The following is a 23,874-nucleotide window of genomic DNA, read 5'->3' as shown; positions in this document are numbered from 1 at the left end:
TCTAGCGGTCGCGCTGATGCCACCGGTCGCAGACAGACCGACCGTTGCTGGGTTAACGTGTGCTGAATCGAGCCCAAGACACGCCACCATGGCCAAGCAACTGCCTTCCAGCGATTGGTTTCACCGCACGCCCAACATCGGCGGGCTGGAGCGTATCGAAGCGTTTTTTGCCGGCCATGGCTACGACCTGCACCGTCACGACACTTACGCCATCGGTCGCACCCTGGCCGGTGTGCAGAGTTTCCAGTACCGCGGCGGCTGGCGCCACAGCCTGCCGGGCGGCACGCTGGTGCTGCACCCGGATGAAGTCCACAACGGCGAGGCCGGCACCGACAGTGGTTTCCACTATCGAATGATGTACATCGAGCCAGCGCTGATCCAGCAGATGCTCGGTGGCCAGCCACTGCCGTTCATCAAGACCGGTTTGTCCACCGATCCGCGCTTGTTCGCCGCCACCGATGTGCTGATGCGTAGCCTGGATGACCCGCTCGATCCGCTGGAAGAACAGGACGCCTTGTTCGACCTGGCACAGGCCCTGAGCACCGTTTCCGGCGCGCCGGACAAGCGCCAGCGCTTCGACTATGTGGCTGCCGAGCGCGCCCGGGAGTTCATGCACAGTGCGCTGGATCGTACCGTGACCCTGGACGAACTGGCGCAACACGCCGGTCGGGATCGCTGGAGTCTGTCCCGGGATTTTCGCCTATTGTTTGGCACCAGCCCCTACCGCTACCTGACCATGCGTCGCCTGGACCTGGTCCGTGCGCTGCTGACTCAGGGCCAGTCACTGGCCAGTGCCGCACTGATTGCCGGCTTCAGCGATCAAAGCCACATGACCCGCCAGTTCAGCAAGACCTACGGCCTGTCGCCGGCCCGCTGGATGAAAATGCACCGACGCTGAGCCTCGCACAATCGTTCAAGAATCACACCGATACGCTGGTTATCGTGGGCTCGGAATCAATCTGGAGAACCACCTGATGAACACGTTCAAAAGCCTGAACTTTTTGCAGAAAATCGACCTGATTGAGCAACACTGGTCACCCCGGGTCATCGCCGAAATGAACGACTACCAGTTCAAAGTGGTGAAGTTGCTGGGGGATTTCATCTGGCACGATCACCTGGACACCGACGAAACCTTCATCGTCCTCGAAGGGCAATTGCGCATCGATTTTCGTGACGGGCATGTGCTGGTTTCAGCAGGGGAAATGTACGTCGTGCCCAAAGGGGTCGAACACAAACCGTCGGCGGAACAGGAAGTGAAGCTGTTGCTGATCGAACCCAGGGGCGTAGTGAACACCGGAACTGAAGGCGGCGAACTTACGGCGGTGAATGATCTGTGGATTTGAAAAAGGCCGCAAATACGCAGACTGTGGTCACCGTGATCACTTGACCGACTTTGCGGCCGAGGAATAAGGACATTCCATGAGCAACTTCCCGAGCATCGAAACACCGCGCCTGCTGCTGCGTGAAATCGTAACGGCCGATGCAGCGACATTGTTGGCGATTCACGGTGACGGCCAAGCCATGCGCTGGTTTGGCATGGACCCGATTACCGACATCGCCCAGGCCCAAGCCTTGGTCGACACCTTCGCTGAAGCCCGCACTCAACCGAACCCCGGCATCCGGTGGGGCATCCAGTACAAAGAACACGAAGAGTTGCTTGGCAATTGTGGCTTCTTCAAATGGAACCGCGCATGGAAAAGCTGCGCGTTGGGTTTCGCGCTGGGGCAGTCAGCCTGGGGCAAAGGCGTGATGTCAGAAGCGCTACAGGCCACTTTGGTCTGGGGGTTTGAACAGATGCAGCTCAATCGGATCGAGGCCACTGTCCATCCAGAGAACCAGGCGTGCTTGAAGTTGCTCGAACGCCTGGGTTTCGTCCAGGAAGGACGCCTTCGACAGGCGGGTTTCTGGTTGGGGGAACATCACGACTTGCTGCAACTTTCGTTGTTGCGCGCCGAGTTTGAACCGTCGCCGATCAGCGCTCTTTAGTCAGACTCGCCCAGGGTCTTGCCATCCACCGGGTCACCGATCTTCAGGAAGTGTCCACCGGCGACATGGTGCAAGGTGCGCAGCGCGTCATGCCCTTCGAAGTGCCAGCGGCCGTCGCTGAAAACGCGTTCATCCGCCTGTGCGGCAATCACTTCGGCGAGAAACAGATCGTATTGCTGGTGATTGTGCGGCTCCGGTAATAGTCGGCATTCCAGCCACGCAACGCACCCTTCGAGCATCGGCGCTTCGATCAGTTCGCCGCTGAAGGTCTGCAAACCATAGGCCTGGAATTTGTCCTGGCCTTGATCTTGAGTCAATGCCAGGCCAGAGGTCGAGCCCACGGTTTGCACGACATCAGCCTGGGCGACGCAGGGCACGTTCACCACGAACGTACCTGAGGCTTCCAGCAGTTGCCGGGTCCAGGTGGACTTGTCCAGCACCACGGCGATTTTTGGCGGTTCGAAATCCAGCGGCATGGCCCAGGCCGCGGCCATGATATTGCGCTGGCCGTCGTGGGTGGCGCTGACCAGCACGGTCGGCCCGTGATTGAGCAGGCGATAGGCCTTGGACAACGGAACCGCACGGCGATGGGAAACGGTCATATGTCTGCTCCTGAGGAAAACGCCGATTGTAGCGGGATCGCCCGGGCAAACATCAAGTCGCCAGTTGATTGGCAAACTGCCCGACCGCGTTCACCACTTTCTGCGCGCCGTCCTGAATCTCGACGATCACCGTGCCCGCCTCCGCCGCCAGCGCCAAACCTTGCTCGGCCTGTAGCTTGCCGTCCGTCATCAGGGCCACGGCGTTGCGCGCCATGTCCTGGTTCTGCCGCACCACGCCGACAATCTCATCCGTCGCCTGGCTGGTGCGTGACGCCAGTTGCCGCACTTCGTCCGCCACCACCGCAAAACCCCGGCCCTGCTCACCGGCCCGCGCCGCTTCAATGGCCGCGTTGAGCGCCAACAGGTTGGTTTGCTCGGCAATGCCGCTGATGGTCTTGACGATGGTGCCGATCACCAGCGACTGCTCGTTCAGCGCTTCGATGCCTTCGCCGGCGGTTTGCATATGCTTGGCGAGGTCGCGCATCACGCTCACCGCCTGAGTCACCACCGCCGTGCCGCGCTGGGCGCTGTTATCGGTCTGGATCGACGTGCTGTAGGCGATGTTGGCCGCCTCGGCGACCGCTTGTTCCTGATTGACCTGATCGGTAATCACCGTGGCGAATTTCACCACTTTGTAGAGTTTGTTATTGGCGTCGACCACCGGGTTGTAGGACGCCTCCAGCCAGACTGTACGACCGTGGCTGTCGACGCGCTTGAAACGGTCGGCCACAAACTCACCATTGTTCAAGCGACGCCAGAAGTTCTGGTACTCCGCGCTGTTGTACTCCTCAGGTGTACAAAAGGTGCGGTGATGTTTGCCCTGAATCTGCGCCAGGCTGTACCCCATGCCGTTGAGGAAGCGCTCGTTGGCAGTCAACACGTTGCCGTTGAGGTCGAACTCGATCACCGCCGTCGAACGCACCAGCGCACCGATCAGGTTCTCGTGCTCGCGGGACGCTTCGATGGTGCGGGTCAGGTCGCTGGAGTAAATCGAGTAATGCTTGATCCGACCGTCCGCCGAACGCACCGGTTGCAGGATCGAACGCAACCAGGCCTCGACGCCATTCCCCCGCAGCAAGCGCACGGTGCCGGCAAAGTGCTCGCCACGGGTCAGCGCGCTTTTGAAACGCTGATGGAACTCACCCGACTTCACATGGGCCGGCACGATGTCCTCGATGTGCCGCCCGATCAGGTCGTTGCTCTTGTAGACCATCTCACCGAGGAAATTCTGATTGACCGATTGCACCCGCCCGTCGGGATCCAGGGTCAAGACCAGCATCTCGCTTTCCAGGCTGTCCTTCACTTGGAGAAGGCTGGAGAGTTCTTCGCGAAGAGCCGACAGCTCCTGCTTCAAGCGTTTATTGAACATGGGAAAGCACCGATGGACAGGGATGAAAAGCGGTATGCAGCTTAGCCATCGGCCTTGGGGATGTTTTCTGAAGAGGGGTTGAGGGTTGTCCTACAAAAATAAGGGTGGCGAGCCAATTCGCTTATCGACCGCCCGCGTAGGCAGGTTACAAAACCCACCGCTCTACCCCGCCCACTTCAGGTATTCTCCGGTTAAATTGCAACAACATGTTGCAACGGTATCTACCCGATAAGGAGTCCCGTTTTGGAGTTATCGACTGCTGCCTGGATGGTTCATGACACTCGTTTGATCCTCTGCTGCCTGTTGGCGATTGCGACGATTATCGTGTTGATCAGCGCCACCAAACTCCCGCCCTTTCTGTCGATTCTGATCGGCACCTTCATTGCCGGTGTCGGTGCTGGTTTGCCGCCGGAAGACGTGGCCAAGGCGTTCAGCAAAGGGGCCGGGGCGATTCTCGGTGAGGCGGGGATCATCATTGCGTTGGGGTCGATGCTCGGAGCGCTAATGGCGGAATCCGGGGCCGCCGACCGGATCGCTTCGACCTTGCTCGGGCTCGGTAAGGGCAAGTCGTTGCCGTGGGTGATGGCGTTGGTGGCGATGGTGATTGGCCTGCCGCTGTTCTTTGAAGTGGGCCTGGTGATGATGGTGCCGATCATCTTCGTCATGGCCCGTCGCTCGGGTCAGCCGTTGCTGAAGATCGCCATTCCGGCGCTGGCCGGGATGACCACGTTGCACGCCTTGATGCCACCGCATCCGGGGCCGCTGATTGCCGTCAGCGCGTTGCACGCTGACCTTGGCCTGACCATGTTGCTGGGTTTCAGCATCGCCATTCCGGCAGTGATCCTGGCCGGCCCGCTGTATGGCAACTGGCTGTCGAAACGCATGCACGTCGAGGAACCGGCTGAGCTCGGCGCCCTGTTCAGCGCTCCGCCCAAGGCCCCGCGCCAGCCGAGCTTCGGTATGTCGTTGCTGATTATTCTGTTGCCGGTGTTGCTGATGCTCGGCAGCACCTTGGCGAAAGTTGCCATGAGCCCGGAAAGCACCGTCGCCCTGACCCTCAAGTTCCTCGGCGAACCGCTGGTGGCGCTGGGCATTGCGGTGATGGCGGCGGTGATCTGCCTTGGCTGGGCCAATGGCATGCGCCGCGAAGAAGTCGGCGGTACGTTGCGTAAAAGCCTGGCGCCGATTGCCGTGTTGCTGCTGACCATCGGTGCCGGCGGTGGCTTGAAGCAAACGTTGCTGGATGCCGGCGTCAGCCAGACCATCAGCAAAGTCGCCGAAGGCGCGCACATGCCGTACCTGCTGCTGGCGTGGCTGATCGCCGTGGCGTTGCGTCAGGCCACCGGTTCCGCGACGGTCGCGACCACCACCACGGCGGGGATTCTGGCGCCGATGATGGCGGGGCTGGCGGCGACGCAAAGCTCACTGGTGGCGCTGGCGATTGGCGCGGGCTCGGTGTTTTTCTGCCATGTGAACGATGCGGGGTTCTGGATGGTGCGCGAGTACTTTGGCTTGCAGCTCAAACAGACGATCTGGGTCTGGTCGATCCTGCAAACCATCGTGTCGGTGGTCGGGTTGGTGGGGACATTGTTGTGGTGGCATTGGTTGACGTGATGGCCGCCCCGTCCCCCGGCTAGCTACAGACAGGGCGCCACGGAGCGGCTCCCGACCTTGGGAATGCGCGCGCCGAAATACGCCGCGCTGCTTACCCCCACCGCGCCCATCACCGCGCAGAAAATCACACAGATCCACGGACTCCACGGCATCAGACCGATCAACAACAGCGGTGTGATACTTGCCCATGCCGCGTAGGCAATGTTGTAGGTGAAGGAAATCCCGGACACGCGAATCCGCGCCGGGAACAGGCTGACCATCACCGATGGCACGGCACCGACCACGCCACAACCGAGGCCGGCAATCGCGTAGGCCAGACCAATCCAGTCACCGCCGATGATCAGGCAGGTGTAGAGCACGCCGATACCCAGCGGCAGCAAAAGGCTATACAGCATCACCGTGCGCCAGGCGCCGATACGGTCGACCAGCAACCCGGCGAGCACACAACCGATGTTCAGGAACACGATGCCCAAGGCGCTCAGGGCGAAGGTGTGGCTGGCGGTCATGCCGAAGGTTTTCTGCATCATGGTCGGGGTGATGACGACGAACACCACCACGGCCGAAGTCAGCACGCAGGTGAGGATCATCGCCGGCAGCATCGCCAGCCGATGTTCGCGCAGCACCGTGCGCAGTGGCAATTCAACAGCTTCATCGCGACGGGCCTGCATCGCCATGAACACCGGGGTTTCGCTGAGCCAGCGCCGCAGCCACACGCCGATCACACCGAACACGCCACCGAGCAGGAACGGATAGCGCCAGGCGAAATCGAGGATTTCCGTCGGGGTGAAGGCCTGGGCGAGGAAGGTCGCGGTCAATGCGCCAATCAGGTAGCCGAACGTCAGCCCGGCCTGGAGGAAACCGAGGGCATAACCGCGATGACCGGCCGGCGCGTGCTCGGCGACAAACACCCAGGCGCTCGGCACTTCACCGCCCACTGCCGCGCCCTGGAGGACGCGCAGCGCCAATAGCAGCAATGGCGCGAAATAGCCGATCTGGGCGTAGGTCGGCATGATTCCGATCAGTAGGCATGGCAGCGCCATCATCAGGATGCTCAGGCTGAAGACCTTCTTGCGCCCCAGTTTGTCGGCGAAGTGCGCCATCAGGATGCCGCCCAGCGGTCGCGCCAGGTAACCGGTGACGAAGATCCCGAAACTTTGCAGCAAACGCAGCCACTCGGGCATTTCCGGCGGGAAGAACAACTGGCTGAGGGTCAGGGCGAAGAATACGAAAATGATGAAATCATAGATTTCCAGGGCCCCGCCGAGCGCCGCAAGGCCCAGGGTCTTGTAATCCGAACGGGTAAACGGCGCCGGGCGCGTTTCGGTATTGGCAGTCATGAAAAGAACTCTGGCACGGGCAAAAAACCAAGGCGCCCATGGTCTACGCAAATGGGCCGGTGGACAAGCCGTTAGACCATAGTCCGATTCCCACAAAACAGCGTCACAAAAACAGGCGGATTGATTTACTGTTGGCACCTGACCAGACGGGCCTTTGCGGCCCGAAACATCACAATAATCATAAAAATCCGAGGTGCTCCCGTGGCCGCTGATATCGACGATAGCCGCTATGCCCGTTTTGCCCTGCGCTGCTCAAGTTTTGCCGAACGCTGGTTCCCCGATTCCTGGGTGTTCGCCGCTCTGGCGGTCATCATTGTGGCCCTGGCGACCATGGCCATGGGCGCCAAACCCACCGATGCTGCCATGGCGTTCGGTGACGGGTTCTGGAGTTTGATTCCGTTCACCATGCAGATGGCGTTCGTGGTGATTGGCGGTTATGTGGTCGCCAGTTCGCCGCCCGCCGTGAAGCTGATTGACCGCTTGGCAAGGATCCCGAAAAACGGTCGATCGGCGGTGGCTTGGGTCGCGTTGATTTCGATGGTTGCGTCGCTGCTGAACTGGGGGCTGTCACTGGTGTTCGGTGGCTTGCTGGTGCGTGCCCTCGCCCGCCGCACCGACCTGAAAATGGATTACCGCGCCGCCGGTGCCGCCGCTTATCTGGGCCTTGGCGCGGTGTGGGCGCTGGGCCTGTCGTCGTCCGCCGCACAGTTGCAGGCCAACCCCGCCAGCCTGCCGCCGTCGATTCTGTCGATCACCGGCGTCATTCCGTTCACTCAAACGATCTTTCTCTGGCAGTCCGGCGTGCTGTTGCTGGCGCTGATTGTGGTTTCGCTGATCATCGCCTACGCCACCGCGCCCGGCCCGAATTCCGCCCGGGATGCCAAGGCCTGCGGCATCGACCCGAGTTTCAACCTGCCACCGCTGCAACCGCGCACCCGCCCCGGCGAATGGCTGGAGCACAGTCCGTTGCTGACGATTTTGCTGGTGCTGCTGGCGGCGGGTTGGCTGTTTCATGAGTTCTCGACCAAACCGGCGATCAGCGCGATCTCCGGTTTGAACACCTACAACTTTCTGTTCCTGATGCTCGGCGCCCTGCTGCACTGGCGCCCGCGCAGCTTCCTCGATGCCGTGGCCCGGGCGGTGCCGACCACCACCGGCGTGCTGATCCAGTTCCCGCTGTACGGTTCAATTGCCGCGCTGATGACCACCGTCAAAGGCACCGACGCCCAGACCCTGGCCCACCACATCTCGACCTTCTTCGTCCAAATCGCCTCCCACGACACCTATGCTTTATTAATGGGCGTGTACTCGGCGATTCTCGGCTTCTTCATCCCGTCCGGCGGCGGCAAGTGGATCATCGAAGCGCCGTACGTCATGCAAGTGGCCACGGACCTCAACTACCACCTGGGCTGGGCGGTGCAAATCTACAACGCCGCCGAAGCGCTGCCGAACCTGATCAACCCCTTCTACATGCTGCCGCTGCTGGGCGTACTCGGATTGAAGGCGCGGGACTTGATCGGGTTTTCGTTTGTGCAGTTGCTGGTGCATACGCCGCTGGTGCTGTTTCTGCTGTGGGCGCTGGGGACGACGCTGGTTTATACGGCGCCGGTGATGCCTTGACCGGAGGACTGCACCTGCTCGGGAGAGTGGGTGCAGTCACGTCTGATGGGTAGGTAACACCTTCAATAGCTCAGGCAACGCTGCCTGAACCGTATCCCACACCACATCAAGATTGATATCGAAGTAGCCGTGAGCAATGCGATTGCGCGCATGCTTCGCCATGGCACTTGGGTGTTCTGCGTAGCGAACTCCCCGTAGCGATCCATGATCTTGGTCGCTGCCTCGCCAATGATAATGAGGCTCATGATGACGGCTTGTTGAGTACGCTTGTCGTCGAAAAACTCTTCCTTGCTCAGTCCTTCGACAAAAGTCAGCGCATCGGCCGACGCCTGGCGCATATGGTCAAGGTAATCACCGAGACGGTTCTCTTTCATACGGGCCGAGCCTGCTCAAGCACCTGCTGACGAAACTTCAATGGAAGATCTCCGGGGGTCAGCAGGTCAACTGTTACGCCAAGCAAGTCCTCAAGCTCGACCTGAAGTCCGCCGAGATCAAAAAGTGTGGCGCCGGGCAGTGCATCGACCAGCAAATCAAGATCACTTCCCTCTTCATCCGTTCCGAGCAGCGCCGAACCGAAGACACGAGGGTTGGACGTACGGAATCGACCGACAACCTCGCGCACGGCTGCACGTTTTAGATCAAGAGCTGCGGAGGGTTTCATGATTCACCTTTGCCAGGTTCTGTATCGCGCCAGTCTAGCAGTGCCTGAAGATGGTAAACACCACGCACCGTTACAGATGCGTGCCGGACATCGCAGTGCCAACCAACCGAAACTCTCGTGTAACCTCCCCGTCACATCGCGCTGCTAGCGTCCCGCCGAAACACATTGCAACAATTTCGCGAAAAGGAATCGAAATGGCCGACGAAAACGACGGAAACGACCTCCCTTCCCCCGACGCCGATCAACCTGTCGATACCAGTCGCCGCCGCTTCCTGGGTGGTGTTGCGGTATTGGGTGTCGGAGCAACCCTGAGTGCTTGCGGCACCAAAGGCGATGACGCCGGCAAACCGGTCGAGCGGCCACTGACGCCGACCGAGCTGGACAAAGCCCTGCACGAAAACGTGAAGAATGTCGTGGTGATCTACGGCGAAAACCGCAGCTTCAATAATCTGTTTGCGGATTTCCCGGGGGTCGAAAAACCGTTGTCGGCGCTCAAACCCCAGGACTACGCGCAAAAGGATCGCGACGGCAATGTGTTGGCGACCTTGCCGCCGGTCTGGGGCGGATTGAACCAGGTCGGCCCGCAGACCCTCGATGGCGTGATCTACCCCGCCGGCACGCAATTCCAGGAACACCTGCCCAACGCGCCCTACGCCCTCAAAGGCCCGCAAGGTGAAGACTTGCCGCTGAGCCTGGTGACCCGGGATCTGTGGCATGTGTTCTATCAGAACCAGATGCAGATCAACGGTGGCAAGAATGACGGCTTTGTCGCTTGGGCCGATTCCGGTGGTTTGACCATGGGTCATTACACCCAGACTCGCTATTCCCTGCGCCTGTGGGATGTGGCCCAGGAGTTCGTGCTCTGTGACAACTTCTTCCAGGGCGCTTTCGGCGGTTCGTACCTGAACCATCAATACCTGATCAGCGCCCAGGTGCCGTTTTACCCGGATGCCGCCAACTCAATCGCCAAGCCCAACATCGCCACGCTGCAAAGCGATGACCCGACCGATAACCGCCTAAAGCCACTGGACGCCTCGCCCGCCAGTGCCATGACTGGCCCGCCGCAGTTCGGCCCGAGTCTGCTGACACCCGATGGCTACGCGGTAAACACCATGGCGCCGCCCTACTGGCCGACCTGGATTCGCGATCCCGAGCGCCCGGACTACGCCAAGCCGCTACCGAGCGTATTGGTCCCGCAAACCCACGAACACATCGGCGACAAGCTGTCGAAGAAGAACATCGACTGGGCCTGGTACGGCGGCGCGTGGCAAGCCACGATCGATGAATACAAGGATTCGGGCAACATCCCGAAAATCCCCAACTTCCAGTATCACCACCAGCCGTTCAACTACTTCAAGCGCCAGGGTCCGGAAAACCCGGCCGAGCGGGCCAAGCGTCTGCGCGACGGTGGTTTGGGCGATGAGTCGAGCACCAACAAATTCCTGGCGGATGCCGAAGCGGGCAAGTTGCCAGCGGTGAGTTTCTACAAGCCCCAGGGCAACCTGAACATGCACGCCGGTTACGCCGACATCGCGTCGGGCGACCGGCATATCGTCCGCGCGCTGAAAGTGCTGCAGCAAAGTCCGCAATGGAAAAACATGGTGGTGGTCATCACTGTCGACGAGAACGGCGGCTGGTGGGACCACGTTGCGCCGCCCAAGGGTGATCGTTGGGGGCCGGGGACACGAATTCCGGCGCTGGTGATTTCGCCGTTTTCACGCAAGGGCACGGTGGATCACACGGTCTACGACACGGCCTCGATCCTGCGCCTGATCACCCGCACCTTCCAGTTGGAAACCCTCGACGGGATCAAGCTGCGCGATGACGCGATGATTGCCCGGGGGCAGAAGCCGATGGGGGATTTGACCAACGCCCTGCATTTTCCGGCCTGATTGATTGCGGATAAAAAAGAATCGCAGCCATTGGCTGCGATTTTTCGTATGGACACTGGACCGCCTGACACAACTGGTTTCAGTATGTACCGCCCCCACCTACGAGGGCCCTCACGCTGAAAAGGATCTGAGCATGTTCAAACTCGCAGGACTTACCCTCGCCGCCCTCACCCTGAGTGCCGCCGCCCACGCCGATGTCGATCTCAAGCTGGGCAGCACCGAGCGCGTCACCCGACTTTTCGCTTACCCCAACAATTGCAACGTGATCTGCTTTCGCAACTGGACGCTGGAGCAAACCGTCGAGCATTACCTGACCCAGAGCGTGCAGCGCGACGGTTACAGCGCCGCAAAAGTCCGGGTAAAAACTGACAACCATCAGCTCTACGCCGAAATCACCGGCGTGCCCAAGGGTTATGACAAACCCCTGGCGGCGCTGCTGGATGCCGGGGATCTGGCCTACAACGGCGCGAAAAAGCTCAACATTGATGGCAAATGGGCTTATAGCTGGTATCTGTTCCTGCCGTTGGGCATGGCCCTGGAAAACCGCAAAAGTGTCGAACTGCTGCACTTCCCGCCGGATTACTCCCTGACCCAGGCCCAAGACTACCTGGAATCGGCCACCACCGATCGTTGGGCCACGCTGCTGGTCGACAACGGCATTCCGGCCGCACAGACGCCGGCCTACCAGACCATCATCGACATCGCGCCAATCGCCGCGCCGTCCAGCGCCGGCAAGGATCTGGAAGGGGTCTACGACTACTTCAAGGACTACCAGACCACCATGGTCAAGGAAGTCAGCCAGAACGGCAAAGGCGCCGCGTTGCCGATGGTCGCGTTCGGTGCGCCGGTGCGTAACTGGATCAAGGCGCAATACGGCGTAACGGTGGGGGTGCTGGGTCTGGCAACGATCAGCCCGAGCGCCGGGGTGAAGGTGCCGGTGCTGGGTTCCAACCATCCGAGCTACATCTGGTACGCCGCAGATCCGGCCAGCTACACCGGTCCCGATGCCCAGGCCAAGGCTGATGCCGCCGGCCTCACCGTTATGGGCCAGGATTTGAGCGCCGCGTGCTGGCAGGCGGGGATGGGCAGCAAGCCGGGCAGCGATCCAGCGGCGCAGCTCAAAAGCTGCACCCAGACCTGGCAAGTGACCCAGAAAGAAAAAACCTGCGAGCTGTTCTACACCTCGATCCGCAACCTGACACCGGCCGACGCCGCAGCCAAGTGCGCCACGCCACCGGTCAAGTCGCAGCTGCAACAACTGCAAGCCCCGGCCCCGGCGCCCGCAGTCCCTGCACCGCATCTCTGAAACGATAAAGGCCCTTTGCGTGAGTTGCGCAAAGGGCCTTTAGCTCAGGGGTTACATCGCCCCGACCGGACGCAGGCGATACTGCGGCGGCAGTTGCTCGAAGCCGCTGATGGTCGCGTTCAGGCTTTTCCAGCGACCGTCCTTGATGCCATAGATGCAACCGTGGATCGACAGGCTCTGCCCGCGATGCCAGGCGTTTTGCACAATGCTGGTGTGGCCGACGTTGGCCACTTGCTGGATCACGTTCAGCTCACAGAGGCGGTCGACCCGCTCTTCTTCGGTGGGCAACTGGGCCAGCTCTTCACGCTTTTCATAATAGAGATCACGAATCGAGCGCAGCCAGCCATCGATCAGGCCCAACTGACGGTCCTGCATCGACGCCCGCACACCGCCACAACCGTAGTGGCCGGTGACCAGAATGTGTTTGACCTTGAGTACATCCACCGCGTACTGAATCACCGACAGGCAATTGAGGTCGGTGTGCAGCACCACGTTGGCCACGTTACGGTGCACAAACAGGTCGCCGGGCAGCATGCCCACGATCTCGTTCGCCGGCACCCGCGCGTCGGAACAACCGATCCACAGGTATTCAGGGGTTTGCTGGCGCGCCAGTTTGGCGAAGAAGTCAGGATCTTCTTTGGTGATCGCGTCAGCCCAACGCTCGTTGTTATCAATCAGATCTTGTAATTCGTTCATGCAAGGAAGCCTCAAGAATGATGCGCAACTTTGACAGACGACCGCCCGTCGGGGTCACGCCCGTGATGCAGATAGCCGGTCTTCCAGGCCGGCGGAATTCTCAGGAGTACAGTGGGTCCACCCTAGTAAGGCCCACAGTATGAGGAATTGCCATGACTGAATCACGACGTCCGTACGATGCGGTGCAACCCGAGCCCATCGATGACAACGAAGACCGTATGGGTTCGATGCACGAACTGGACTTTAACGAAGAAGAACCCAGCGCGAAAATCGGTGACGAACTGCCGGAAAACGAACGCGAACGCCTGATGCCCAAGGGGCGCGTGCGCGAAGCTGGCATGACCGGGGCCTCGACCGATGACCACGAGTCTACCGACGATGACATGAGCCCGGAAACGCTGATTCTGGAAGACGGTGCGCGGGATGCCCAGGAAGCGGGCGAAGTCGATCCGGCTGATTGGGATTTGAGCAATGTCGATGAAGACGATATTGGCGGCGGGAATGGGTTGGATGAGGCGGAGTTGGCGCGGCGCGATCCGTTGGATGGGAAGCGTTGAGCTGTAGCGCCTGAGAGGCCGCCTTCGCGAGCAAGCCCGCTCCCACACGTGACCGGTTTCTACCAGAGAAATGCGGTCGAATGTGGGAGCGGGCTTGCTCGCGAAGCTGTTAAAAACCCTCAATCCACCAGGGTACAGGCCATGACCACCGCGTCTTCGCGCCCACCCACCGCCGGATAATAATCCCGGCGCCGCCCAATCTCGTTAAACCCATACCGCTCATACAACTTGAACGCACCACGGTTGCTGTCGCGCACTTCCAGAAAGCACTCCCGCGCCTTGGCGTCATATGCCCGCGACATCAAATGCTCCAGCAACGTCAAACCCAGGCCTCGGCCCTGGTTTTCCGGTTTGACGGTGATGTTCAGCAGGTGCGCTTCATCCAGAATGATCTGCACCACACCGTGGCCGACCTGTTGCGAGCCTTCGAACATCAGCCAAATCTGGTACTTGCCCAAGCCATCGAGAAAAATCCCGCGGGTCCAGGGGTGGCTATAGGCCGCGTATTCGATCTTCAGTACAGCGTCCATGTCCGCCTCGGTCATCGGGCGGAACGATACAGCGTCACTCATTCGATTCTTTCCAACGCGCCATCAGCCGACGCATGGCTTGCCAGACATCAGCCTTACGCTGTGGCTCTTCCATTAATAATTCCAGGCCCGGCAGGGCCCAGACCGAGCCCAGGCCTTCGACCTGGAGTTCACGGTTGAAGGATTCGGCGTTCGCCTCGCCGGCAAACCGCACCGCCGGCAGACCGATCAGCCACAGGCACACGCAGGGTGCGTCTTCGAGCCGGGCCGAGAGAAAGCCCTGGACGAAATCCCGCGCCGCTTCCGGCCCCTGGTCCATGGTGCCGCGGACCAGCAACGGCCAGCGCACCGGCTCGCCGACGATCTGCGGGCTGTCCGGCAGACCGGCGGCGCGCAGCATGTCCTTGAGCAACATGTACGCGGGATCGCGAGTCTGGAACGGTTCGCCTGTGGGTAACTCCACCAGCAGCAGGCAACGCCCGGCCCGCAACAATTGCAGGGCAAAGCGCGGCGGCGGCACGACCGGTGCCTTGGCCACCACCGGCGCCGCTTCTTCTTCGACCTTGGCATTGGTGCGCGTGCTGGCCAGCGATGGCCGTGGCACCTCGATTTTCACCCGCTCGGCGGGTTTGACCACCGGTTCCACCGGCGCCTCGGCCACGATCGCCTGCACCACCGGGGCGGCGACCAACGGTTCGGGCGCTTCCAGCAGTTCTGGCCGCGAGGGCGCGGCAAAGGGCAATTCGGTGCGCGGCAGCCAGTTGACCACCTGCATGGCGGTCAAATAAGCGCGACGACGGGACTCGATAAGCAAAGGTCGGCCACTTGTGGATAACTAATAGTGCGCTGATTCTACCGCCCTTCGCTCAAGATCGCCCGCCCTTGATCGATACTCTTGCCCACAGAAACAGCGACTGCCCGTCCCGCGAGTGAATCGCAACCGGCGTGATGCAGTACAATCGCTGCTTTTATTCGACAACCAGCCGGCCATCCCGATGATCGAACCCAAGCGCGTCTTGCGCGCCCTCGCTGAACACTGGGCACTTCTGGAGCCACTGTGCGAGCACTTCGACCAAGGCACCCTGAGCCTCAACGAACTGCGTTCACAGTTGGCCGCCCAGCAACTGGACAGTACCCCGCAGGACATCACCAGCCTGCTGGACGTGTGGATCCGTCTCGACATTCTGGTGCCTGTGGCGAAAAGCCCGAACCGTTTCGAGCTCAATGCGCAGATCCACGACTTCCTCGCCTACCTGCGCCGTGAGCATCGCCTGGGCCTGTGCCTGGAAATCGAAGCCTACCTGCGCCACCTCGAACGCCTGGCCGGTTACATTCAGGACGCCTTCGACATCCGCGACGGCCACGACCTGGCGCGCCAGTTGCGCCTGCTCGACATGCGCGTACGGGACGTATTGAAGAAACTCGCCAACGACGAACAGGCCCTGGTGGCCGTCGCCGAACGGGCGAAGACCAGCGACCGACAGATTCCGCTGCGTCAGCGCTACGCTGAAGTACTGGCGACCTGGGACGAATACGTCGAGCCGATGATCCAGTTGGTGAACGCCGACGGCGCCTTCGAACAAGGCGTGCGCAAGGTCGAGAACGTACTGTTGCGCATGCTCACCGAACAGCAACGCCTCGGCCATCTGGTCGATGACGACATGCTGTTGCGCACTCATGCGCGCATCCTCGAAATGCAGACCAGCGCCCAGCTGACCCTGCGTCACGCCCGGGAACTGCTGCTGCCGTTGCGTGAAGAAGCCCGCCGGCACAACGCCGTGACCCGCGGCGCGGCGCTGGCCCTGTCGGCCATTCGCCGTAAAGGCATCGATGCGGTGCCCCAAGCCGCGATGCCGATGTTTACCCGGCCGCAAAGTACCTTCCTCGGCAGCGCCAGTCAGGTCGAAGCCTATGTTTACGCCTTGGCCCGTTTCGAGCCAAAACCGGCGCGTTTCCCCAAGGCCCACAAGACCCAGAAAGGCGAAGCCCCACGCGCGCCGCGCACAGTTCGGGAAATGCTTGAGCGTTGTGAAGACGCTCTGCCGATGCCGGACCTGATGACCTGGCTGCTGGAGCAGGAACCGGACGGCGCCACCGACGAATTGCTGTATTGGTTCTCGCGCCTGTCCCGAGAAAAACGCTTCACCCGCGAGCGTCTGGAACGCCGCGATTACCACACTCATGAGCACCAGGTCAGCCTGCGCTCCTTCGCCCTGCTCTCGGCCCGCGACAGCGCCGCCGAGGATTCTGCGAGCACACCCCATGCATCTTGATCTATCCGAACTGTCCCAACTGGCGCCGATCTTTCGCGAGTTGTTCAAGGGCTACCACGTCAGCCGCCGCGACCCGGAGCTGTACGCACAACTGTCGAACTTCCAGGACCAGTACCGCACGCTGTTTCGGGCGCTGGGGTTTGAACTGGTCTGCGACACCCGTGGTTTCTACTACTTCGTGCCGGAACTCGCCGCTGCTGCGGTGAACAAGACTGCGCAACGTCTGGCGCTGTTCACCTTCATCCTCGTCGAACACCTGGCCGACCAGGGCCGCGACCCGGTGGCCGTGCTCGACGGCGGCAGTCTTGGCCGTGATGAGTTGCCGTCGCTGCTGGAGAAGTACCGCGACCTGTTTATCCAGGCCGAAGTACAGACCGTCGAAGAACTCGAAGAAAAAATCATGCGCCGCATGACTCAGCTCGGTTTCGCCGGCGAAGAAAACGGCATCTACCGATTCCTGCCGCCGATGCACCGTTTCCTCGACGTCTGCCTGTCGGTCCAGCAAGACCGCGATCTGGCGGCCAGCCTGCACAGCGTCTTGCCGTTGCCGGTGCCGGTATTGATCGATGACGACAGCGACGAAAAACTGCTGCAAACCGATGATCCGCTCGACTTGAGTGACTTCGAGGAAGAAAGCGAAGAAGACGCCATGGCCCGCGCCATTGCCGAAGAACAGGAGACCGACGCATGAGTAAGGAACGCTACGGCATTCGCCGCTTCGCCCTTTTGAACACCGCCGGTTACAGCCTCGGCCTGTTCCCGCTGGAAGAACCACTGTCGGTCTACGGCGCGAACAACCTCGGTAAATCCGCCTCGATCAATGCCTTGCAGTTCCCGATCCTGGCGCGCATGTCGGACATGAGTTTCGGCAAGTACAGCCTGGAACAATCCCGGCGCTTCTACTTCGCCTCGGACACCAGTTACATCCTGGTCGAAGTCTCGCTGCCCCATGGCCCGCACGTAATCGGCGTGGTCGGTCGCGGCCCGGGCGGTGGTTTCGGTCACCAGTTCTTTGCCTATGCCGGCAAGCTGGACCTGGCCCATTACCAGAAAAACGACACCTGCCTGCGTCAGAAAGAGTTGTTCACCAACCTTGAGCGCGAAGGCCTGAAAGCCTACGAACTCAAGCCCGATGAACTGCGGCGTTTGCTGGTCGGCGGCCACACCTCGATTCCGCTGGACCTGACTTTGATCCCGCTGCGCTCCACCAGCGAACAGAGCCTCAAGACCTTCCGTGCGTTGTTCATCAACCTGCTGCACATGCGCGAAATCACTGCGGCCAAGCTCAAGCAATTGTTCCTCGATGCCTTCGAACACAGCCTGCGCTCCGGTAGTGTCGATTACATCGCCGCGTGCGAAGAAGCCTTCCGCGATGTACGACGCATGGAGCAGGACTACAACTCGCTGGTCACCGCCGGCCCGTTGGTTGAAGCACTGGCCTCCGGCGTTGCCCAGCGCAATATCCTGCGCGGCAAGTTGCATCGCATTTCGCCGCTGCTGGATTCGTTGCTCGGCACCTGGTCGGACTACGCCAGTGCGCGCAAGGAAGAGCTGACCATCCAGGCCGAGCACTACCGCAACGAGCAGGACGCCCTGCAAAACGATCAGCGTGGCGGCACTCAAGAGCTGATGCGCCTGGAGCGGGAAATCACCGGAATCCAGCGCTGGCTCGGCGAATTGTCGGTGCTCAAGCATCGCTTCGCATTGGTCACCGACGTCAAAGTCCTTGAGCAGCAATTGTTGGCCGCCAAGGATGCCCACGATGAACTGGCCGGTGCGCTGGCCCAGTCCCGGCAGTTCAGCGCCGAAGACCTGGACGAGCGTCTGCGGGATTTGGAAAAACGCCTGAAGTCAGTGAAGCAGCAACTCGATCACGCCGACAACAACAGCTACGCCCGCCTGCGCGAAGAGTTCTCGCAACAGGATGTCGAGCGCCTGATGCGCCTGTTCAACAGCGCGCTGTTCAGTCTGCCCCTGGGTGAACACGGGATTACGCTGGACGAGGACGGCAAATGGGTCAAATCCCTGGAACTGATCCTCGATGGCTTCAAGGGCGAGCGATTCGACGTGCCAGGCCTGTCCATCGACATCTCGCACATCGAGCCGCCAGCCCTGCAAGCCCTGGCTGACCGCGCCGCGTTGCGCGATCAGAAAGAGCGCTTGGAGAAAGAGCTCAAGCAACTGAAAACCCAGGCTGCCGTGGTCGCCGACCGCGCGGCGAGCAAGACCCAGACCGAAGCGCTGTACCAGCAAGTGCTGGACGCGCAGAAAGCCCTGGAAGATTTCCGCCGCTCACAAACCCTGAGCGCGGAAGAAGACGACAAGCTTGAGCAACTGGCGCAGATGGAAGCGGCCCAGGAAGAGTTGAAGCGCTCCAGCGATGCCTTCACCGAACGCGTCCAGCAACTGTCGGCCAAGCTGCAACTGGTGGGCCGGCAAATCGGCGACATGGAATCCAAGCAACGCACCCTCGACGACGCTTTGCGCCGCCGTCAGTTGTTGCCGGCAGACTTGCCATTCGGCACGCCGTTCATGGACCCGATCGATGATTCCATGGACAACCTGTTGCCGTTGCTCAATGACTATCAGGACAGTTGGCAGGGCTTGCAGCGCAGCGATGGTCAGATCGAAGCGCTGTATGCGCAGGTGCGCCTCAAGGGCGTGGCCAAGTTCGACAGCGAAGACGACATGGAGCGCCGTCTGCAACTGCTGATCAACGCTTACGCGCACCGTACCGACGAAGCCCTGACCCTGGGCAAGGCGCGGCGTGCCGCCGTAACGGACATCGCCCGGACCCTTCGCAACATCCGCAGCGACTACGACAGCCTCGAGCATCAACTGGCGCTGTTCAACCGCGAGATCAACAAGCGTCAGGTGTCCAACCTGCAGAGCTTCCGCATCGTCCTCGCGCCGAACAAGGAAGCCCTCAAGCACATCGACCAGATCATCCACAGCGCTGGCCAATACGAAGAAGGCGAAACCCTCTCCGTGTTCGACCTGAGCCAAAGTGCCGATCAGGACAACAAGAACGAAGAGGCCAAGGAATACCTGGCACGGCTGGTGGCGGCGAACCACAACCAGCTCGGTCTCAAGGACTTGTTCGAACTGGCGTTCGAGATCACCAAGGTCAACGGTCAGCCGGTCATTCACACCGACATCGACGGTGCGGCGTCCAACGGCACCACCATGACCATCAAGGCGCTGACCAACATGTACTTGTTGCTGCACTTGATGGACCGCGACCAGGCCGGTCGCGTGCGCCTGCCGTACTACCTCGACGAAGCGGCGGACATCGATGAGAAAAACCAGGCTGCGCTGCTGGAAACCAGCCTGCAACTGGGCTTCGTGCCAATCCTGGCGAGTGTGAAGCCGCAGGTCTGCGCCAGCGTGGCGATTGACCTGGAAGGTGGCAGCGGGCCGAACGGGATCTACATCGATGAGGCGGACTGGAAGTACATTCGTCGGCATGACGAGGTGAAGGCGACGGTGAACGCTGAAGCGGATGAGCCGGAGTTGGATGCGGTTTGATTGGCTTTAATCGATGACAAATAAAAAGGCCGCGATCCAATGATCGCGGCCTTTTTTATTGAAGGTTTTTCAGTGGCTTTGAGGGCCTCTTCGCGAGCAAGCCCGCTCCCACATTGGTTCTGCGTGGTACACAAATCCAATGTGGGAGCGGGCTTGCTCGCGAAGGCGGCCGCACAGACGCCGCAGGTCTACTTGCCGAGTGAAATCTTCGGCGCCCAGGTCAGCCACTCATCTTCAAACTTGTCGAACAACGGGAACGTCTGCTCTGGCCGGGCCGGAGTGCCCATACGCTCAACGTCCGGCGTAGCGAAAGCGATACCGCCCTGAATCAGTGTCTCCAGCGATTCGGTCCGCACCGTCGCGCCTTTGAACAACCCGAAGTCCAGGCCGAAACCGCTGGTGTTCCAGAACCGCGTACCGCTGCGCACCAACGGCGCGTACTTCGGTTCGATCAGGATGTGTACCAACACGCGATCCGCCGTCGAACCCAACTCATAACCGGTCACTTTGCCCACGGTGATTTCGCGGTAGGTCACCGGTACGCCAGTCTTCAGCGAACCACGGCGAGCCGCGCTCAATACCAGGCTCAAGCCTGCCTCCACCTTGGCCGACTCCGGCGGATTGGCCAGGGCGACAAAGTTCTTCTGCGGGCCGAGGTTCTTCGCCGCCGGTTGCACTTCGATGTACTGACCGGTAACCAACGTTTCGAGGTTCGACGTTTTGATCAACCCCAGCTCAGGCTTGACCACCCAGAACTGGCTGCCTACCCGCGCAATGCGTTCCGGCACTTCGGTAATCCGTGCGGTCAGCATCACCGACTGCAAATCATCCGTGAGGTCAACGTCCTCGATCTTGCCGACATCCAGGCCTTTGAAACGGATGGGCGTGCCGGTACGCAAACCGTCGGCGCGATCGACCTTGATGGTGACCACCGCGCCTTTCTGGTTCGCCTCGTCATGGCTCGGGAACAGACGGAAACGCGGGATTTTCTTCTGCAACGGTGCCTTGGCTTCCGGGGTTTCGAAAGCGATACCGCCGGCCATCAGGCTTTGCAGCGATTCACTCTTGACCTGGATGCCACCGGTCAAACCACCGCTGAGCGTAATGCCGCTGGCGTTCCAGAAGCGCGACGAGGCGTTGACCAGCCCCTCGTATTCCTTTTCGATGTGAACGCCGATCACCAATTGTTTCTTGGTCTTGGAGAACTGATAACTCTGGACCGAACCGACCTTGACCTGCTTGTAGAGCACCGGGCTGCCAACTTCCAGGGAACCGAGGTTTTCAGTAAACAGCACCATGTGCAGGCCCGGTGAGCGCAAGTCCAACGGCGGCGCCTTGGCCCTCGCGACAAACTCGCGTTGCGGCGCACCGCCCTTGTCGCCAGGACGAACAGCGATGTAGTTACCTTTGACCAAGGCCTCCAGACCGGTGATACCCGCCAAAGAAATCGACGGTTTTACCACCCAGAACTGAGTCCCCGTCACCAGGTAATCTTCGGCCAGCGGGTCGAGGGTCAATTCCGCAGTGGCGCCCGATAAATCAGGATCGATCTTCAGCGCCTTCAGGTTGCCGACCTGGATGCCTTTGTACATCACCGGCGTACGGCCCGCCTGCAAGCCTTCGAAGTCGCTGAGTTTGACCTTGACCCGAATACCGGCGGCGGCTGCATCGAAGTCTTCGTAGAGACGGAACGGCAGGCTCGGATCGGTGGGAGGGCTGTCCTTGCGGTTTTCCGGCGTGGCGAACGCGATACCGCCGGCGACGATGCTGGCCAGGGATTCGCTGCGGATCTTCACCCCGGACAGATTGGCGTCGATGCTGATGCCGCTGGAGTTCCAGAAACGCGTGTGTTTGCGCACCAGGCTGGCGTAGGTCGGCTCGATGAACACTTTGAGCTCAACCGTGCTTTGGTCTTCGGACAGCAAGTAGCTTTTGACCTGGCCAACTTTAATCTGCTTGTAGAACACCGGGCTGCCGCGGTTCAACGAGCCCAGGCGATCAGCCTTGATGGTCAAGTGCAGACCCGGTTTGGAGTCGGACAGCGGTGGCTCTTCGGCCAGGGCCTTGAACTTGCGGGTCGGCTCGCCTTCACCAGGACTGACCGCGACATAGTTACCCGAGACCAGGGTTTCCAGCCCAGTAATACCGGCCAGGCTTACGCTCGGCTTGACCAGCCAGAAACGGGTGCTGGTCTTGAGGTATTGCTCCACGTCCTTATTCATTTCGATGGTGGCGATAACCCCTTTGGAGCTGCCTTCATCATCGAGCTTGAGGGTCTTCACCTTACCGACCGACATGCCTTTGTAGACCACTTCGGTCTTGTTGGCTTGAATGCCTTCGCCGCTTTCAAAGCGCACCTGAATCTCGATACCGGTTTCGTTGTAGGCACGCCAGCCGAGCCAGCCACCAATGATCAGGGCGATCAGTGGCAGGACCCAGATAGCAGACCAGTTCGAGGCCGGTCGGGTTTTCGCTGTAGGCAAATCAGTCATGGTCGTCGTCCGACTCCGTGTTATCCCAAATCAGTCGGGGATCGAAAGTAACTGCGGCAAGCATCGTCAGAATCACCACACTGGCGAAGGCGATGGCGCCAAGATTGGCTTCGACGCTGGCAAGCCGTCCGAAATTAACGACCGCCACCAGGATGGCGATCACAAAGATATCCAGCATCGACCAACGGCCGATGAACTCGATAAAGCGGTACATCACAATCCGTTGGCGCGCCGACAGTGGCTGGCGGCGCTGCACCGAAAACAGCAACAGGGCGATGCCGACGAGTTTGAACGTAGGCACCAGAATGCTGGCGATAAAAACCACGGCGGCGATAGGAATCATGCCGTGCTGAACCAGTTGGATCACCCCGGACATGATGGTGCTTGGATCACCCTTGCCCAAGGAGCTGACGGTCATGATCGGCAGCACATTGGCGGGGATGTAGAGAATCGCCGCGGTGACCAGCAACGCCCAGGTGCGCATTAAGCTGTTCGGCCGACGGGCGTGAACCAGCGCACCGCAACGGTTGCAGACCTGTTCGTCGGTGTCGGCTTCCTGCTTGTTCAACTCGTGGCATTCGATACAAATCAGAATGCCTGCATCAATCGCCCGCATGGGCATCTTCTCCTGATAAAGCCTGCCAGATCTGGTGAGGCGACATCACAACCTCCAACCACACCTGGACCAACAACAGACTGATGAAGCACGCCAGCCCGAGACCGACGGTGATGGCTGCCATATCTGCCAGTTTCACAATCGCAACCAGCACGCCCATGAGGTAAACCTCGAGCATTCCCCAATCCCGCAGGTGGTGATAAATGCGGTAAAGCAACAAACCGTAGCTGCGCCCGATATCGAAACGAATGCTCAGGAGCACCAGCAACTGACAGAGCAACTTGAGCAGCGGAATGCCCATGCTGCACAGGAACACAACGACCGAGACGCCTTGCATGCCGGTATTGAACAGACCGACAACGCCGGTCCAGACAGTGTCTTGCGACGATTGCCCGAGTAGATTGAGCTGCATGATGGGTAAAAAGTTCGCCGGGACATACAACAACAGTGCGGCGATGACCAGGGCGAGGCTGCGCTGGACCACGTTATGCCGATGAGCATAGAGCTCATAGCCGCAGCGCGGGCAGAGGGCTTTCTCGCCATGGGCGAGTTCGGGCTTGCGCATCAGCAGGTCGCACTCATGACACGCCACCAGGTCGTCCAGCGGTAAATCTGACAGCCCTTGGGCGTCAACCGAGTCTGGCATAAAAGGCTCTTGCTCCGAAAAAGGTGGGCCTATTCTAGTGTTCCGGATCGAAAATAACTGTGCAAATTTGTGCGGCTGTCGAGCGCACTTTCTCGCAGGCAAAACAAAACCCCTACCTGCATACGCAGATAGGGGTTTCGGAATTTAAT

At 60.4% G+C, this 23,874-nt stretch carries 20 protein-coding genes and 3 pseudogenes; 11 read left to right on the top strand and 12 right to left on the bottom strand.

Annotated features, from left to right (window positions below; translation table 11 throughout):
* Nucleotides 1-88: 88 nt before the first annotated feature.
* The 3 genes from BK665_RS29790 (at nucleotide 89) to BK665_RS29780 (ending at nucleotide 1,986) form a co-directional block, all read left to right on the top strand.
* Complete coding sequence (locus tag BK665_RS29790; protein WP_123410086.1) at nucleotides 89-898, top strand: AraC family transcriptional regulator; 810 nt, start codon at nucleotides 89-91, stop codon at nucleotides 896-898.
* A 76-nt stretch (nucleotides 899-974) separates the two neighbouring features.
* A complete protein-coding gene (locus BK665_RS29785; RefSeq protein WP_123410085.1) occupies nucleotides 975-1,343 on the top strand; it encodes a cupin domain-containing protein in 369 nt (122 codons plus the stop codon).
* A 76-nt stretch (nucleotides 1,344-1,419) separates the two neighbouring features.
* Nucleotides 1,420-1,986: a GNAT family N-acetyltransferase gene (locus BK665_RS29780; RefSeq protein ID WP_123410084.1), complete on the top strand. Its 567-nt coding sequence runs from the start codon at nucleotides 1,420-1,422 to the stop codon at nucleotides 1,984-1,986.
* Here the strand turns inward: BK665_RS29780 and BK665_RS29775 are convergent.
* The 3 genes and pseudogenes from BK665_RS29775 to BK665_RS35465 form a co-directional block, all read right to left on the bottom strand.
* On the bottom strand, nucleotides 1,983-2,588 hold the full coding sequence (locus tag BK665_RS29775; RefSeq protein WP_123410083.1) for a flavin reductase family protein: 606 nt from the start codon (nucleotides 2,586-2,588) through the stop codon (nucleotides 1,983-1,985). The two genes, BK665_RS29780 and BK665_RS29775, sit on opposite strands and share 4 nt — an antisense overlap.
* A gap of 52 nt (nucleotides 2,589-2,640) precedes the next feature.
* Nucleotides 2,641-3,069: pseudogene (locus BK665_RS35470) on the bottom strand (methyl-accepting chemotaxis protein); the annotation flags it as partial.
* 159 nt (nucleotides 3,070-3,228) lie between these two features.
* Nucleotides 3,229-3,867: pseudogene (locus BK665_RS35465) on the bottom strand (PAS domain-containing protein); the annotation flags it as partial.
* 333 nt (nucleotides 3,868-4,200) lie between these two features.
* On the opposite strand from BK665_RS35465, the gene BK665_RS29765 reads away from it, so the two are divergent.
* The gene (locus tag BK665_RS29765) at nucleotides 4,201-5,571 is read left to right on the top strand and encodes a GntT/GntP/DsdX family permease (RefSeq protein ID WP_123410081.1); all 1,371 of its coding nucleotides are present in this window, start codon (nucleotides 4,201-4,203) and stop codon (nucleotides 5,569-5,571) included.
* 23 nt (nucleotides 5,572-5,594) lie between these two features.
* On the opposite strand, the gene BK665_RS29760 is transcribed toward BK665_RS29765, so the two are convergent.
* Nucleotides 5,595-6,908, bottom strand: coding sequence for an MFS transporter (locus BK665_RS29760; protein ID WP_123410080.1), 1,314 nt, complete (start codon nucleotides 6,906-6,908; stop codon nucleotides 5,595-5,597).
* Nucleotides 6,909-7,109: 201 nt separating this feature from the next.
* Here BK665_RS29760 and BK665_RS29755 point away from each other — a divergent pair, with 201 nt between their 5' ends.
* A complete protein-coding gene (locus tag BK665_RS29755; RefSeq protein ID WP_123410079.1) occupies nucleotides 7,110-8,528 on the top strand; it encodes a short-chain fatty acid transporter in 1,419 nt (472 codons plus the stop codon).
* Nucleotides 8,529-8,564: 36 nt separating this feature from the next.
* Here the strand turns inward: BK665_RS29755 and BK665_RS29750 are convergent.
* Together BK665_RS29750 and BK665_RS29745 are read right to left on the bottom strand one after the other, a co-directional pair.
* Nucleotides 8,565-8,866, bottom strand: a pseudogene (locus BK665_RS29750) (HepT-like ribonuclease domain-containing protein).
* A 32-nt stretch (nucleotides 8,867-8,898) separates the two neighbouring features.
* On the bottom strand, nucleotides 8,899-9,189 hold the full coding sequence (locus BK665_RS29745; RefSeq protein WP_123410078.1) for a nucleotidyltransferase family protein: 291 nt from the start codon (nucleotides 9,187-9,189) through the stop codon (nucleotides 8,899-8,901).
* Nucleotides 9,190-9,383: 194 nt separating this feature from the next.
* On the opposite strand from BK665_RS29745, the gene BK665_RS29740 reads away from it, so the two are divergent.
* The gene (locus tag BK665_RS29740; protein WP_123410077.1) at nucleotides 9,384-11,081 is read left to right on the top strand and encodes an acid phosphatase; all 1,698 of its coding nucleotides are present in this window, start codon (nucleotides 9,384-9,386) and stop codon (nucleotides 11,079-11,081) included.
* 133 nt (nucleotides 11,082-11,214) lie between these two features.
* The gene (locus BK665_RS29735; protein ID WP_123410076.1) at nucleotides 11,215-12,387 is read left to right on the top strand and encodes a hypothetical protein; all 1,173 of its coding nucleotides are present in this window, start codon (nucleotides 11,215-11,217) and stop codon (nucleotides 12,385-12,387) included.
* A 51-nt stretch (nucleotides 12,388-12,438) separates the two neighbouring features.
* Here the strand turns inward: BK665_RS29735 and can are convergent, their stop codons facing one another.
* A complete protein-coding gene (gene can / locus BK665_RS29730; protein WP_123410075.1) occupies nucleotides 12,439-13,083 on the bottom strand; it encodes a carbonate dehydratase in 645 nt (214 codons plus the stop codon).
* 152 nt (nucleotides 13,084-13,235) lie between these two features.
* On the opposite strand from can, the gene BK665_RS29725 reads away from it, so the two are divergent.
* Complete coding sequence (locus BK665_RS29725) at nucleotides 13,236-13,640, top strand: serine kinase/phosphatase (RefSeq protein ID WP_123410074.1); 405 nt, start codon at nucleotides 13,236-13,238, stop codon at nucleotides 13,638-13,640.
* A 119-nt stretch (nucleotides 13,641-13,759) separates the two neighbouring features.
* Here BK665_RS29725 and rimI read toward each other — a convergent pair whose 3' ends face one another.
* Nucleotides 13,760-14,212 (bottom strand): ribosomal protein S18-alanine N-acetyltransferase, encoded by a 453-nt coding sequence (rimI, locus tag BK665_RS29720; protein ID WP_123410073.1) that lies wholly within the window; start codon nucleotides 14,210-14,212, stop codon nucleotides 13,760-13,762.
* Nucleotides 14,205-14,945: a P-loop NTPase family protein gene (locus BK665_RS29715; protein WP_123410072.1), complete on the bottom strand. Its 741-nt coding sequence runs from the start codon at nucleotides 14,943-14,945 to the stop codon at nucleotides 14,205-14,207. Before BK665_RS29715 ends, rimI begins: the two co-directional genes overlap by 8 nt.
* 220 nt (nucleotides 14,946-15,165) lie before the next feature.
* Between BK665_RS29715 and mksB the strand changes: the two genes are divergently transcribed.
* The 3 genes from mksB to mksF are packed head-to-tail and all read left to right on the top strand — an operon-like array spanning nucleotide 15,166 to nucleotide 19,971.
* Nucleotides 15,166-16,443: an Mks condensin complex protein MksB gene (gene mksB, locus BK665_RS29710; RefSeq protein WP_185076680.1), complete on the top strand. Its 1,278-nt coding sequence runs from the start codon at nucleotides 15,166-15,168 to the stop codon at nucleotides 16,441-16,443.
* The gene (gene mksE / locus BK665_RS29705; RefSeq protein ID WP_123410070.1) at nucleotides 16,433-17,134 is read left to right on the top strand and encodes an Mks condensin complex protein MksE; all 702 of its coding nucleotides are present in this window, start codon (nucleotides 16,433-16,435) and stop codon (nucleotides 17,132-17,134) included. The genes mksB and mksE overlap by 11 nt, the downstream gene beginning before the upstream one ends.
* Complete coding sequence (gene mksF / locus BK665_RS29700) at nucleotides 17,131-19,971, top strand: Mks condensin complex protein MksF (protein WP_123410069.1); 2,841 nt, start codon at nucleotides 17,131-17,133, stop codon at nucleotides 19,969-19,971. The genes mksE and mksF overlap by 4 nt, the downstream gene beginning before the upstream one ends.
* Nucleotides 19,972-20,159: 188 nt before the next feature.
* On the opposite strand, the gene BK665_RS29690 is transcribed toward mksF, so the two are convergent.
* From BK665_RS29690 to BK665_RS29680, 3 genes are read right to left on the bottom strand one after another with little or no spacing between them, the layout of a single operon-like run.
* On the bottom strand, nucleotides 20,160-22,463 hold the full coding sequence (locus BK665_RS29690; RefSeq protein ID WP_123410067.1) for a PqiB family protein: 2,304 nt from the start codon (nucleotides 22,461-22,463) through the stop codon (nucleotides 20,160-20,162).
* Complete coding sequence (locus BK665_RS29685) at nucleotides 22,456-23,079, bottom strand: paraquat-inducible protein A (protein ID WP_123410066.1); 624 nt, start codon at nucleotides 23,077-23,079, stop codon at nucleotides 22,456-22,458. The genes BK665_RS29690 and BK665_RS29685 overlap by 8 nt, the downstream gene beginning before the upstream one ends.
* Entirely contained in the window at nucleotides 23,066-23,725 is a 660-nt protein-coding gene (locus tag BK665_RS29680; RefSeq protein WP_123410065.1) for a paraquat-inducible protein A, read from the bottom strand. Before BK665_RS29680 ends, BK665_RS29685 begins: the two co-directional genes overlap by 14 nt.
* Between the last annotated feature and the right edge of the window lie 149 nt (nucleotides 23,726-23,874).

Origin of the sequence: Pseudomonas frederiksbergensis, from assembly GCF_003732665.1 — a bacterium.
Classification (GTDB): Bacteria; Pseudomonadota; Gammaproteobacteria; order Pseudomonadales; family Pseudomonadaceae; genus Aquipseudomonas; species Aquipseudomonas frederiksbergensis_G.
This window is presented reverse-complemented; position numbering and strand designations above follow the sequence as displayed.

Bases quoted from the DNA above. Each gene is read 5' to 3' on its own strand.
- BK665_RS29790 (WP_123410086.1), top strand. From the start codon at position 89: ATGGCCAAGCAACTGCCTTCCAGCGATTGGTTTCACCGCACGCCCAAC.
- BK665_RS29785 (WP_123410085.1), top strand. From the start codon at position 975: ATGAACACGTTCAAAAGCCTGAACTTTTTGCAGAAAATCGACCTGATT.
- BK665_RS29780 (WP_123410084.1), top strand. From the start codon at position 1,420: ATGAGCAACTTCCCGAGCATCGAAACACCGCGCCTGCTGCTGCGTGAA.
- BK665_RS29775 (WP_123410083.1), bottom strand. From the start codon at position 2,588: ATGACCGTTTCCCATCGCCGTGCGGTTCCGTTGTCCAAGGCCTATCGC.
- BK665_RS29760 (WP_123410080.1), bottom strand. From the start codon at position 6,908: ATGACTGCCAATACCGAAACGCGCCCGGCGCCGTTTACCCGTTCGGAT.
- BK665_RS29745 (WP_123410078.1), bottom strand. From the start codon at position 9,189: ATGAAACCCTCCGCAGCTCTTGATCTAAAACGTGCAGCCGTGCGCGAG.
- BK665_RS29740 (WP_123410077.1), top strand. From the start codon at position 9,384: ATGGCCGACGAAAACGACGGAAACGACCTCCCTTCCCCCGACGCCGAT.
- BK665_RS29735 (WP_123410076.1), top strand. From the start codon at position 11,215: ATGTTCAAACTCGCAGGACTTACCCTCGCCGCCCTCACCCTGAGTGCC.
- can (WP_123410075.1), bottom strand. From the start codon at position 13,083: ATGAACGAATTACAAGATCTGATTGATAACAACGAGCGTTGGGCTGAC.
- BK665_RS29725 (WP_123410074.1), top strand. From the start codon at position 13,236: ATGACTGAATCACGACGTCCGTACGATGCGGTGCAACCCGAGCCCATC.
- rimI (WP_123410073.1), bottom strand. From the start codon at position 14,212: ATGAGTGACGCTGTATCGTTCCGCCCGATGACCGAGGCGGACATGGAC.
- BK665_RS29715 (WP_123410072.1), bottom strand. From the start codon at position 14,945: ATGCAGGTGGTCAACTGGCTGCCGCGCACCGAATTGCCCTTTGCCGCG.
- mksB (WP_185076680.1), top strand. From the start codon at position 15,166: ATGATCGAACCCAAGCGCGTCTTGCGCGCCCTCGCTGAACACTGGGCA.
- mksE (WP_123410070.1), top strand. From the start codon at position 16,433: ATGCATCTTGATCTATCCGAACTGTCCCAACTGGCGCCGATCTTTCGC.
- mksF (WP_123410069.1), top strand. From the start codon at position 17,131: ATGAGTAAGGAACGCTACGGCATTCGCCGCTTCGCCCTTTTGAACACC.
- BK665_RS29690 (WP_123410067.1), bottom strand. From the start codon at position 22,463: ATGACTGATTTGCCTACAGCGAAAACCCGACCGGCCTCGAACTGGTCT.
- BK665_RS29685 (WP_123410066.1), bottom strand. From the start codon at position 23,079: ATGCGGGCGATTGATGCAGGCATTCTGATTTGTATCGAATGCCACGAG.
- BK665_RS29680 (WP_123410065.1), bottom strand. From the start codon at position 23,725: ATGCCAGACTCGGTTGACGCCCAAGGGCTGTCAGATTTACCGCTGGAC.